General features: G+C 62.0%; 10 protein-coding genes. 3 read left to right on the forward strand and 7 right to left on the reverse strand.

The window, feature by feature from the left end; all coding sequences use genetic code 11:
- Positions 1-119 precede the first annotated feature (119 nt).
- The 3 genes from AS9A_RS19170 to AS9A_RS19180 all read right to left on the reverse strand — a co-directional run bounded on the left by AS9A_RS19170 (position 120) and on the right by AS9A_RS19180 (position 5,122).
- Positions 120-1,361 carry a hypothetical protein gene (locus tag AS9A_RS19170; protein ID WP_013808793.1) on the reverse strand — a complete coding sequence of 414 codons (1,242 nt, stop codon included), beginning with the start codon at positions 1,359-1,361 and terminating at the stop codon, positions 120-122.
- 37 nt (positions 1,362-1,398) lie between these two features.
- Complete coding sequence (locus AS9A_RS19175) at positions 1,399-4,665, reverse strand: error-prone DNA polymerase (protein WP_013808794.1); 3,267 nt, start codon at positions 4,663-4,665, stop codon at positions 1,399-1,401.
- Positions 4,666-4,807: 142 nt separating this feature from the next.
- Positions 4,808-5,122 (reverse strand): MerR family transcriptional regulator, encoded by a 315-nt coding sequence (locus AS9A_RS19180; RefSeq protein ID WP_013808795.1) that lies wholly within the window; start codon positions 5,120-5,122, stop codon positions 4,808-4,810.
- Between the two features lie 129 nt (positions 5,123-5,251).
- Between AS9A_RS19180 and AS9A_RS19185 the strand changes: the two genes are divergently transcribed.
- Positions 5,252-5,671: an Hsp20/alpha crystallin family protein gene (locus AS9A_RS19185; protein WP_013808796.1), complete on the forward strand. Its 420-nt coding sequence runs from the start codon at positions 5,252-5,254 to the stop codon at positions 5,669-5,671.
- A gap of 86 nt (positions 5,672-5,757) precedes the next feature.
- The gene (locus tag AS9A_RS19190) at positions 5,758-6,606 is read left to right on the forward strand and encodes an alpha/beta fold hydrolase (RefSeq protein ID WP_013808797.1); all 849 of its coding nucleotides are present in this window, start codon (positions 5,758-5,760) and stop codon (positions 6,604-6,606) included.
- Positions 6,607-6,876: 270 nt separating this feature from the next.
- Here AS9A_RS19190 and AS9A_RS19195 read toward each other — a convergent pair whose 3' ends face one another.
- Positions 6,877-8,439 carry a DNA polymerase Y family protein gene (locus tag AS9A_RS19195; RefSeq protein ID WP_013808799.1) on the reverse strand — a complete coding sequence of 521 codons (1,563 nt, stop codon included), beginning with the start codon at positions 8,437-8,439 and terminating at the stop codon, positions 6,877-6,879.
- Positions 8,436-9,203: a hypothetical protein gene (locus tag AS9A_RS19200; RefSeq protein ID WP_013808800.1), complete on the reverse strand. Its 768-nt coding sequence runs from the start codon at positions 9,201-9,203 to the stop codon at positions 8,436-8,438. Before AS9A_RS19200 ends, AS9A_RS19195 begins: the two co-directional genes overlap by 4 nt.
- A gap of 201 nt (positions 9,204-9,404) precedes the next feature.
- Here AS9A_RS19200 and AS9A_RS19205 point away from each other — a divergent pair, with 201 nt between their 5' ends.
- On the forward strand, positions 9,405-10,673 hold the full coding sequence (locus AS9A_RS19205) for a serine/threonine-protein kinase (protein WP_013808802.1): 1,269 nt from the start codon (positions 9,405-9,407) through the stop codon (positions 10,671-10,673).
- Here AS9A_RS19205 and AS9A_RS19210 read toward each other — a convergent pair.
- The gene (locus tag AS9A_RS19210; protein ID WP_013808803.1) at positions 10,670-11,320 is read right to left on the reverse strand and encodes a response regulator; all 651 of its coding nucleotides are present in this window, start codon (positions 11,318-11,320) and stop codon (positions 10,670-10,672) included. The two genes, AS9A_RS19205 and AS9A_RS19210, sit on opposite strands and share 4 nt — an antisense overlap.
- Positions 11,317-12,534 (reverse strand): ATP-binding protein, encoded by a 1,218-nt coding sequence (locus AS9A_RS19215; RefSeq protein WP_013808804.1) that lies wholly within the window; start codon positions 12,532-12,534, stop codon positions 11,317-11,319. The genes AS9A_RS19210 and AS9A_RS19215 overlap by 4 nt, the downstream gene beginning before the upstream one ends.
- Positions 12,535-12,597: the final 63 nt, after the last annotated feature.

The following is a 12,597-nucleotide window of genomic DNA, read 5'->3' on the forward strand; positions in this document are numbered from 1 at the left end:
AGTGGACCATGCTGCGCCGGTACTTCCCGAAGGGCACCGATCCATCCAGGTGGACCGCCCAGGACCTCGAAGCCGCCACCTAAAACAGCTTGGCCTTGCATCGAGCGGTTGACCTCGCCCTAGCTCTTTGTTGCGCGGCGCGTGAAAATCTGTAAAACGAGTGCACCGAAAAACCCCGCAACCAGTGGTGAAGCGAACAGCAGGAACTGGCCAGCGCCCTCGAGCATGACGTGCAGGGAGGTCTGGACCTCACCGATTCCACCATAGGCCGTCCAGCCGAAGCTTCTCGGTGGAAACTGAGTGAACACCGCTGCGACTGGTCCCGCAAACAATGCCGCGGCCCCCAGGACGGTGGGTAGCGGCCGCGTGGGAATCGCCGACGCGACCGCGTAACCAGCTGACGCGGCGAATGCGAACAGGAACACAACCCAGTAGGTGTCCTCCACTCCTGCGACAGCAGTGCCAATCGATACGAGGACGAGCGCGCCGACTCCGGCGAAGATATTTCCGTACCAGTGCGCCAGAAGCACTCCGGCGAGCACGCAAACGGCAAGGAGCCCAGCACTGGTCACATTGAGCATCCAGCCAGCACTGATCAGCGGCAGCGCTGTTCCGGCGACGACCATCGAGACGATGAGGAACCTGCCTGCACCGCTGCCCAGCCACAGCGCGATCGCACACGTCAGCAGGACCGCGAGGACCATCCCTGCGATCGGTACCCAATCTGAGTGGAACGGCGCCACCTGTCTGAAGATCACACCTGTGAGCGCGAGGAGGGCAGCGCCTGCCACGATGCGCCGATCTCCGTCGCTCACCGTCGGTGCCGGTTTGACCAGCGCAGCAACAAGCAGCGTCGCGATGATGACTCCAGCGATACCGAGCACGACCCAGTTCGTCGTGTCAGTCGCACCGAGGTAGTCCGCGTACCGGCGCGGCCGATTCGTATCAACGCGCGCAATCACCATCGCGACAAAGCCAGTGACGATTCCCGCAAGCACCGCAGTTCGGTGCACTGGGTCTGCGGGGCGAACCGAGAAGACTGCCGCGAGAAAAACACCTACTGCGATGCCACCGAATACTATTCGGGCGCTGCCGCTGAGCAGGGCCTGGATCACGATCAGCGAGCCACCCGAGCCAGCGAGGGCCGCTGCACTTGCCCAGATGTTTCGCCCCGCCAGTAGCTGCGCGACGGTGACGCCCGTGACGAGAACTGCCACACCTGCACCGGGCGCGGAGTCTGGTGACATGAGTGTCCCGCTGTCCACGACGGTGCCGTCGTATTGCCACTGGGGCTGCACGAGCAGCGTTACGGCTAAAAGGCCTGCAAGCCATGCTGCCACCCGTGACATCACTATTCGCATACCCCGACGCTAACCATGGTGTGATCGTCTCGCTTGCTCAATGGAAGTCCCGCGACTTCGCTGCAACTCGAAGATCCAGGCGTTCCAGACGGTCTGCGACGACAGTGACGACCCCTTCCGCGTTCTGCACCTTCCCTCTGATGAGCAATGCTGGCGCCGTGTGGGCAAGCACCCGGTACCTTCGCCACAGGCCCACTGAGCACACCACATTGACCATGCCAGTTTCGTCCTCGAGGTTGATGAACGTGACCCCCGCCGCTGTGGCGGGCCGCTGCCGGTGCGTCACCGCCCCGCCTACCAGCACGCGAGAACCATCTGGCGCTTGAAGCAGCTGGTCGGCTGGAATCACCCCCAGTTTCTTCAACTCCGGACGCGCGAATTCTGTGGGGTAGTTGTCGGGTGTGATGCCAGTTGCCCACGCATCAGCGGCCGCGAGTTCCGCATCACTCATCCCCGGAAGTGTCGGCGCGTCCAGTGAGGGTCCCATACCCGGCAGGCGGTCTGGCCGTTCCTCCGCTGCCGCCCCCGCCGCCCACAAACCTTCCCGTCTGCTGATTCCGAAACAGCCCAGCGCGCCACCAGTAGCCAGGGCTTCAATCTGGGAGGTTGTGAGTTCAACCCGGCCGGCCAGATCGAGCAGCACCGTGTACGAACCACCGCTCTCTCGTTCCGCCACAATCTCTTCCGCTTTTGCCTGTCCAATCCCGCGGACAGATGCCAGGCCAAGACGCACTTCAGTGCCGTCATTTTCGAGAGTGGCGTGGGCAAGGCTCGCGTTCACATCCGGTCCGTGCACGGTGACGTCGTGTCGGCGTGCATCCGCGACGAGTGATTGCGGTGAGTAGAAACCCATCGGCTGGGCACGTAGCAGCGCGGCACAGAAAGCTGCTGGATAGTGCAGTTTGAACCACGATGAGTAGAACACCAGCGCCGCAAAGCTCTGCGAATGACTTTCGGGGAAACCAAAGTTCGCGAACGCGTAGAGTTTTTCGTAGATACGGTCAGCGACGGCGCCGGTGATGCCGTGTTTCTGCCGCATACCCTCGTAGAAGCGCACCTTGAGGCGTTCCATCTTCTCTGGCGAACGTTTCGATCCCATCGCCCGTCGCAATTGATCCGCCTCTGACGCCGAGAAGCCTGCGACGTCGACGGCGATCTGCATGAGTTGTTCCTGGAACAGTGGCACTCCGAGTGTCTTCTTCAATGCTTTCTCCAAAGAGGGGTGGTCGTAGATAACGGGTTCGAGGCCATTGCGGCGACGGATGTAGGGGTGGACCGAGCCGCCCTGGATCGGTCCAGGACGAATCAGCGCAACCTCGACGACAAGATCAAAGAAGTTGCGGGGCTTGAGTCTTGGCAGTGTCGCCATCTGTGCACGCGACTCGACCTGAAAAACTCCCACAGAGTCAGCGCGCTGCAGCATCTCGTAAACGGCTTGTTCAGTGAGATCGATTTTCGCGAGATCCACCTCAACACCTTTGTGTTCAGCGACGAGGTCGATGGCGTAGTGCAGGGCTGACAGCATGCCCAGACCTAGCAGGTCGAACTTGACGAGTCCGACTGCGGCACAGTCATCTTTATCCCACTGCAGGACGCTCCGGTTTGCCATGCGTGCCCATTCGACTGGGCAGACGTCCGCGACTGGTCGGTCGCAGATCACCATGCCGCCCGAGTGGATGCCGAGATGCCGTGGGAAGCCCTCTATCTGGGCAGCCAGATCGAGTACCGGCTTAGGTATGCCCCAATCGTCATCACCATTTCGCACGCCGCTCCACCGGTCGATGCGTTTGCTCCACGCATCCTGCTGTCCTTGCGAGAAACCGAGCGCACGTGCCATGTCGCGCACCGCGGAGCGGCCACGATAGGTGATGACGTTGGCGACTTGCGCGGCGTGGGTGCGGCCATAGCGCTGGTAGACGTACTGAATGGCCTCTTCCCGGCGATCCGATTCGATATCGAGATCGATATCCGGCGGACCGTCACGTTCCGGCGCGAGGAAGCGTTCGAAAAGCAGGCCGTTCGCCACGGCGTCGACGTTGGTGATTCCTATGGCGTAACAGACCGCTGAGTTCGCCGCTGACCCTCGGCCCTGGCAGAGGATGTCGTTGCGCTTGCAGAACGACACAATGTCATGAACCACGAGAAAGTAACCGGGGAAACCCAGCTGTTTAATGATGCGGAGTTCGTGTTCGATCTGCGCATACGCCTTCGGGTGGTGTGGCCCATACCTGTCATAGGCGCCACGCATGGTGATCTCACGCAGCCAGGTGTCCTCCGTGTGACCTTCTGGAACGTCAAATGGCGGAAGTTTCGGCGCTATGAGTCGCAGGTCGAAACTGCACCGTTCACCTATGTCAGCTGCTGTATGCACCACGCCCGGGTAACGACTGAAGAGGTGTGCCATCTCCTCACCGGACCGGAGAAAACCATGCGCGGCAGGTGGGAGCCAGCCAGCTGTGTCGTCAAGGCTGCGCCTCGCCCGCACGGCAGACATCGCGGCAGCGAGCCGAGCCCGGTCAGGCCGTGCGAAGTGCGCTCCCGTCGTTGCCACGGCTGGCAATCGATACTTGTGGGCAAGCTCGTAGAGCAGGTCGTTGCGTTCATCGTCATCCGGCAGCCCAGTTTTGGTGAGTTCTACCGCGACGTTGCCAAAACGTTCGATGAGACCGATAAGAGCTTGCTCCGCTGCCTCTGAACCACCTTGCGCAAGTGCTTTGCGGACAGAGCCTTTGCGGCATCCGGTCAGCACCTGCCAGTGCTCTCCCGCTGCATTAGCGAGGGCATCGATGTCGTAGCGCAGCTTCCCTTTCTCACCGCCTGCCAGGTGAGCTTCGGCGATCTGCCGGGAAAGCCGACGGTAGCCTTCTTGCCCTTTCGCGAGCACGAGCAGGTGTGTGCCATCCGGGTCTGGTTCTCCGGTACGAGGGTTTACCGCCTCAAGCCCCAATTCCGCGCCGAACACTGTGCCAATATCAAGTTCCAGAGCGGCTTCCGCGAAGCGCACCACCCCGTACAGTCCGTCATGATCGGTGACGGCGATCGCTTTCAGCCCTAGACGCGCTGCTTGTTCGACCATTTCCTCGGGCATGGACGCACCATCGAGAAAGCTGAACGCCGTGTGGGCGTGCAGTTCCGCGTACGGAACGCGAGATACGGTTCTCGCCAGTTCCGGTGGCTCATATGCGGATCGTTTCCGTGACCAGGCGGGACTGTCATTTCCGTCTCCAGGAAACTGCTGACCAGGGCGACCGGACAGAATACGTTCCAGCTCCGACCACGTCGGCGGTCCGTTGAACCAGCTCAAGACACACTTCCCCTCGACACGGTGTTCTATGACGATTGCCGGGCGGGGAAGTCGCCCGATGCGTCAACTATAGAACATGTGTTCGAACGAAGGAAGAGGATTCCCGGAAGGACGTGCAGTTGGCACCCACAGGCGTCATCAACTACATGCCCTTCCGCGAGCGCAACCGGGCGATCATCGCCTCGAGCTCCCGATTGCGCTCCTCGAGTGCCAGGATCTGAGCAACCCCGGCGAGGTTGACGCCATCGCCAACCAGTTCTCCGATGCGCGCGAGCAAAGCAAGGTCCGCTTCGCTATAGCGCCGCGTTCCACCAGCCGTACGCTCAGGCGCGAGCAGCCCAAGCCGCTCGTAGTGCCTGAGCATTTGCACACCCACTCCAGACAGCTCTGCCGCGACCGAGATTGCGTACACACCACGCCCCGGATCCAAGGGGCCAGAGAGGCGACCGTCAGCCATGACACACCTCCCTCCTCGGCAAAATTCCCTCTTGTGCACATCGCATCGTAGTGATAAAAAAACTATAAGAGACACTAACAGGTTTTATCTAGTGTTCTCGAGAGATCAGTCAACGAGGAGGTGGGAGACATGCTCATGCGTACCGATCCGTTCCGTGAACTTGACCGCCTGACGCAGCAGGTCCTCGGAACCAGCGCACGCCCCGCCGTCATGCCGATGGACGCGTGGCGCGAGGGTGACAAATTCATCGTCGAATTCGATCTGCCCGGGGTGACAGCAGATTCACTCAATCTCGACGTCGAACGGAACGTCCTCACCGTTCACGCCGAGCGCCAAGAACGTGGCGAGGGCCAGGAAATGATCGTGTCTGAGCGACCGCGGGGAGTGTTCAGCCGTCAGCTGTTCCTTGGCGAGAACCTCGCCACCGACAGCATCGAAGCGAACTACGAGAACGGAGTGCTGCGCGTAACCATTCCGGTGGCCGAGAAGGCCAAGCCCCGAAAGATCGAAATCAGCAGCCAGCCCTCCAAGCAAGCAATCAACGCCTGAGCGATGGAGGCACGGGAACTGATTTGAGACCACTTAGGTGGCCTAAGCCCACTCCCCAGTGGGCTGGGCCACCTAAAGTCGGACACATGACCGAGCGGATGCGCCAGTTCTCACACGCGGGGTTCACATTTGATGTCCTCGACAGTGGCCCGCTCGGCGGTGAGCCGGTCATCTTGCTCCACGGCTTTCCGCAGCGCGCCTCTTGCTGGGTAGCAGTGATGGATCACCTCAACCAGCACGGGTACCGCACCTATGCGCTGGATCAGCGCGGTTACTCACCTGGCGCCCGCCCCAAAGGCCGCATGGCATACCGGATGAGCGAGTTGGTGGGCGACGCTCGCGCACTGATTGACGCCACCGGAGCGGAGAACGTCCACGTTGCAGGCCATGACTGGGGCGCTATCGTCGCATGGACCCTGGCGTCCCGCCATCCCGAGCGCGTCCGCACACTGACGACCGTCTCGGTCCCCCATCCCGGCGCTTTCGCCGCCTCCATGCTGCGCAGCGACCAACTGGCGCGCTCCTACCACATGCTGCTTTTTCAGGCGCCCTGGCTGCCCGAACTGACCGTCAACCAGTTTCCGACAGCTATCGAGTCAGCGCTGAAGAAGTCCGGCATGACGCCCACTCAAATCGAAGCTTTCCGGAGTGAAATCGTCGAGGACGGGGCACTCACGGGTGGCCTCAACTGGTATCGGGCGATGGTTTTCGCTGGCCAAGGCGGCTCCGCCAAACGTGTTCACGTTCCCACCACGCACGTGTGGTCCGACCGGGATCCCGCAATTGGACGGAAGAGCGCTGAACTTACGGCTGAGTACGTCGCCGCGCCTTTCAAACTCGAAGTCATCGAAGGAGTGAGCCATTGGGTCCCCGAGGAAGCTCCGGATGTGCTCGCGCGAATCATCATCGAACGCGCCACCGGCGGCGCAACATAGCAACAGGGTCCACTATCTGAGACAGATCCTGGATTCAGGAAAGACATATACCCCATAACGGCTTCCTGAACGTCATCTGTCGATTGTTCAGGAGACACAGAGCCGTGTTTTCACCATACTGGGGTGGGATATGCCTCCGACAAGAAAGGTGTTCTCATGCTTCCACCGATCGACCAGATCGACGCGTTCGTCCGTGATCTCGTGTGGCAGAACTTCGGAGCGGTTTTGCAGGCTCTTGAGTTGATCCCCAGCTACTTCCCCTGACTGCCCTCACCCCCACCGGCCCTCTACATTCCAGATCCCTGCGGTGCACTTGACGAGTAGAGCACCGCGGTTTTCTGTGAGAATCTCCAGACGGGCAGCGCGCTGGGCCGAACCAGCGTCCCACCAGTTTTCGTCGACGCACCACGGGCCCGCCCATGCTTCGATGGAGCACTCGTCCTTATCCCACATGAGAGTGTGCGGTTCGGCAGTCAGGATCCCCCTGCCCGTCACGAGAACCTCTCTGCGGCGCTCATCCAGCAGTGCCACTTCTGGCGCTGGATCGTAAACTTCTGATGGCGCAGGTTCTGGCAGCTTCCCTGGCCAAGGCGCTGCGGGATCAGAAGCTGGAACCTGCTCGTCACCCAGCGGAATGAGCGTGACCCGCTCTGCTGTGCCTCTTCCGCCGCTTTGCACCCCGATGCGGACAGCGTCACCGCCGAGAAGTCCCTGCACACGGATCAGCGCGCGGCGGGCACGTTCTTCGTCTTCACCCACCCCTCCCCACAGCCCCAACTGCAGCGCACCGGAACTCACGACTTCCACAGGTTCAAGGCGCAACCACGTGATCCCGGCAGTAGGGGAGCTTTGGTGATGCCCGGTGAGCCAGCCATCTAACTGCCAGCGGACGCGATCCGCTGTGCCTTCTGGCGTCAATGGCTCGGCGCATCGCCACACACGCGCATGTTCCTCACCATTCTCAGTGCGGGCGTGAACCCGCAGCCGAGTGCACGCAACGTTCGCACCCGCTAGTTTCTCGTGCAGTTGCACCGCAAGCGCGCGACCCGCGAACGCAGCCATGTCGACACGTTCAATTGGCGGATCACAGCGCTGCGCTACCTCCAGATCAGGTGGCAGCGCGCGGCCAGAGGGCGGACGGTCCGGTTCGCCCCGGGCCCGGCGATGAGCCGAGATAGCGTCAGTACCGAAGCGCGAGGCCACATAACGGGCCTCGACCGCAGCGAAATCACCTATGGTGCGTAATCCCAATCGAGTGAGCAGCCCAGTGAGTTCTGCACGCTCCACAGCCGCGAGACCTGGCTCAACGGCTAACTCCGACACGGGAAATGGTGCAAGGTATTCCGCATCCCGCCCACCCGGAACAACCTGGCCATGCCTGGCTGCTAGCACGGCAGTGAAAATCTGGTCCGCTATTCCAGCCTGGCATTCGACTCCGGTGCCAGCGATCGCATCGATCAGTCTTTCTGCCGCTGCTTCTTCCCCACCGAGATATCGGGCCACGCCCCGGGCGGGCAGCACCAGCAGCCCTGGCCGTACGATTTCCGCGCCTGGCACTATCGCGTCCACTGCGGCGGCCACGGACTCGAACCGTCGCGCATCACGATCCTCGTCAGCAACGCACACGTAAAGTTCAGGGCATCGAGCCTGCGCTTCCCGCCGCCGCACCCCCCGCCGCACTCCTTGCATACGCGCGGTTGCAGAACACGCCATGACCCGGTTGCTCAGAAGCACAGCTACCGGCTGGTGCGCCGCGACACCGGCCTCAGCCGACGCCGCAACTGCTGGCCAGTCGGGGCACCACAGTGCAAGAACCCGAGACTCGTGACTCATCGCGCACCCACTTTCAACGGTGCAACGTCAGCAAGGGTTTCCTCATGCTCCCACTGAACTCGTCCTGCCGTGCACGTCAGCCGCATAGCCACGTGCCGTGGCTGAAAGGAACGCCCCCGCGCCTGCATGGTGAGACTGAGACTACGGATGCGCCCATGTCCCCTGCCCAGCCCGCGATATGCCCGCACATGGCTTTCGAGCACTATCTCCGGCTGCGGCCACTGGCCGTCTACGGCAACTAGCACAGCTTTCTTACTTCTCGCCCGCGCAGTAAGCGCTCGCGCCCGGGTGTAGGGCACGTGAGTCCCCCCTATTCTCAGCACCACGAGGTCCACACCATCGAGCAGCACTGCCACCACCTCTACCGGATCTGGGCCAGGGTCCGGAATGACTGCAATTCGCCGTAAATCCCCACCCATTTCTGCGACAGCAAGGAGGCTCAGTTCTGGCATCCCGACCACGGCGACATGGCCACCGGCTGCCGTAACTGAAGCGATCAGGCCCAAGAGAACGAACCGGCTTCCCGTGAGACTGAGTATGGAACCTTTCGCGAGCCGCCTTCCCGGCAGCACTGCCTCAAAAGGACCTGGTACGGGTAATTTCTCTGTATCCGCTGGACGCTCTTCAGACACATCTCTGGGCACCGGTGAGTCGGCCGGAGCTACCGAGCCAACACGACCTGGTACAGCTGCTATCCGGCTCCGCAGCTGCTCAATCTGCTCATGCCTGGAAAGAGTCGCCAGACTGGCCGAGCATGCAGACATACCACTCCCCTGAAATCCCAGTGATGCGCGGATGCGGGGAAGGCGCAACCTGCTCGAACACAAGTTCGATACTGCTAGTAAACCTCAGAGGTATGACAATTAAAAGCCCCCGCATCAACTCCATTACAACTTCGCACTGCGCTGGTCACAGTTCCCGGATGGACTGGCCGGAAAACTGCTTTTACCACTACATTCTGGAGAATGACGAACCTGGAACAAGCGCGTCGTGCTGCGGGATCTGGCTATTTGGTCGCAGGCCGCTACCGCCTGCGTTCCAGAATCGGAAGCGCCGGCAGTGCAGCACCGTGGCTCGCGAAAGATCAACTCCTTGACCGCGATGTCGCCGTCAAGCCAGCGATTGTCACTCCAGGCCTGCCACGGCCCGCGCTAACCGAGGCGCGCGCCCGCGCACTGAGGGAAGGAAGCGCCGCCGCACGGCTCTCGCATGACAACATCGTCACCCTCTATGACGTCGCACTCGATGGTGATGATCCGTGGATGGTGATGGAGTACGTACCCTCCATCGGACTGACGCACGCTCTTCAGCTGAGCAGCCGCCTGACCCCGATGCTTGTTGCCCAAATCGGCGCCCAGGTGGCGAACGCGCTGCACGCGGCTCACGGAACGGGTCTTCTGCACCGTGATGTCCACCCGGGCAACGTGCTCATCACGAACGGCCGGAACCCTGGACGCGTCAAGCTTGCGGGATTTGGTCTTGCCCAGCCTGCCGATGTCCAGTTCGCCCACCTCAACGTCATCGGCACTCCCGGCTATCTCGCACCCGAAATTGCGCGAGGAGCGGACGCAACTCCAGCCACAGATGTTTTCTCGCTGGGCGCCACGCTGTACGCCGCTGTCGAAGGGGTGTCCCCGTTCGGGCCTTCGAATGATCCGATTTCGCAGCTCAACCAGACGATAAGCGGATCTGCTCGCGGGATGGCACGCCGCGACGAATTCTCAGCTGTGGTGGCATCGATGATCGACGCGAATCCAGCGAACAGGCCGGGCATCGGCGAGGCGCGCAATGCTCTGGCGGCAATCGCCGCTGGCGACGATGGGACGATCGCCTTCATCTTGTCCGCACCACTGCAAATCCCGCCCGGTGAGACGCCCCCCTGGCAGAAAAGATCCGCCTCCCAATTCACGCACGAACGTCCTGCCCGCAACACGCAACGCAGCGCTGTCAGCGCGAAACTACCCAGCGCTGCGAAATCACAGAGCGCACCGCAAAGCGCGCCTCTCTGGTCCGGCGGAAACACCGCACCCTCACAGCCACCTGCGCCCCGGTTCAAGCCGCGTCCCATCGTGGTCGACAGCGAACCGGAGCCGGTCACCTACGGGGAGTACGCCGAGGGCGAGCTTGCTGACCTCATGAGCACCAATCGGCTGTCATTGATCGTTGCACTGCTCTTGCTCGGTCTTGGTGCGGGTGCTGCGATCATTGTGGGCATCGTTGTGAGCCAGATCTAACTGATGTGCCTCCGGTGAGCCCAGCGGGTCAATGCATTGCGGTTTGACTGCTGGGTCTTGCGGAGAACATTGGAGGCGTGGGTTTCGACCGTCTTGATCGAGATGAACAACTCTTCGGCGATCTCGCGGTATGTGTAGCCCCGTGCGAGCAGTCTCAGCACTTCCAGCTCCCGAGGCGTCAGCGAATCGAGTTCAGGATCGAGTGGAGGCTCGGGAACCGGCGATTTGCCGGTAAAAGAGTCGAGCACAAATCCCGCGAGACGCGGGCTAAAGACAGCGTCACCCCCGGCGACCCGGCGTACCGCGTCGGCGAGTTCGGCCCCGGAGATCGTCTTCGTGACGTACCCCCTCGCTCCGGCCCGGATCACCGCAATCACGTCTTCAGCCGCGTCAGAAACGCTGAGCGCGAGGAACACCGGCCCTTCGTCAACTTCGCGCAGGACGGAGACGCCGCCACCCTGCGGCATATGCACGTCAAGCAGCACCACGTCGGGCCGGGTCTGGCGGATCCCGCTGACCGCCTCCACTACCGCCCCCGCCTCGCCAACAATGTCGATGTCGCCTTCGGTGGCAAGTTCCGCCCGCACTCCTGATCGAAAAACCGCGTGGTCATCGACCAGAAAGACACGGTAGGTCCGGTCAGTCATTCTGTCTCCTCGACTTCGGCATTCGCGTCGTCCCGCTTAAGGTGGATCCGCACCTCAGTACCTTTCCCGAGTGCCGTGCGGATGTCGACCGAACCGCCGCGCCGTTCGACCCTCTGTCGCACCGATTTCGCGAGTCCCTGGCGGTCCGATGGCACACCCTCAGGGTCAAACCCCTTCCCGCGGTCACGCACAAACACGCTTACTTTTTGCGGCTCCACCTCCGCGAACAAATCTATGTTCGATTCACCAGAATGCTTGGCGGCGTTCACTAATGCCTCTCGCGCCGCACCGAGTAGCGCCACGTGCGACGGTGAGTCACTGATTCTGAGATCCCCCACCGTGACCGGCTGAATCGTGACACCGTACTGGTCCTCAACCTCGCCCGCAAGCGACTTGAGCGCCGCTGCCAGACTCTCCGGACTGTCTGATTCTGCGCTGAACAACCAACGCCGAAGCTCACGTTCCTGCATCCTGGCGAGTCTTTGTACCTCCGCGGGGCGTTCTGAACGCTTCTGAATCAGAGCAAGCGTCTGCAGCACGGAATCGTGCAAATGTGAGGCAATTTCGTCGCGTTCCTCGGTGCGGATGCGCGCGGCGCGCTCCTCATTCAGCGCACGCCACATCCGCAGCCACAACGGGATAGTCAGGACGGCGACACCAGCAAGGGTCACCAGCACCGCCATCAATGACGACCTCAACGCGCCGAAGTCGACCTGCCCCAGCCAAATGACCGAAAGCCCCAAGACGACGAGTGTGACGCCGCCAATCACGCGAGCCCACGTCAGCGCTGTCGGTCTCTGCGAAAGGCCCAGCATCGACCGCGGCGCTCCCGTGTCGAACTCGCGCCACACCAGCGCCGCGCCCGCAACTGCGACAAGCACCGGAACCAGCACTGCACCCAGCGCACCACTGGACAACAGCCCGAAACCGACTGCTACCGCGCCGCCAATGGTGGCGAGACCGATTGCCTGGCGTCGCCGCTCCGGACTCAGCGGCTCCGTATCATTGCCAGGCGGGGTAAGGATCCAGAGCAAACCGTAAACGACCACACCAATGCCCGCAGCGGCGCTCAGCAGGACAAACGCTAACCGGACCTTCTGTTCGTCGGCACCGAGATGGTCCGCGACGCCCCCGGCGACACCACCGACAACCCGGGCTCGAACACGCCGGTACAGGACCGGCTGGGACGGGTCAGGGCGCAGGGCAGGGTTCACGGTTCGATCCTGACATGATCAGAGGCTGGTCGGCATCAGGGCTCCACCCTGATCCGCCCCCTC

Origin of the sequence: Hoyosella subflava DQS3-9A1 (assembly GCF_000214175.1) — a bacterium.
GTDB classification, from domain to species: domain Bacteria; phylum Actinomycetota; class Actinomycetes; order Mycobacteriales; family Mycobacteriaceae; genus Hoyosella; species Hoyosella subflava.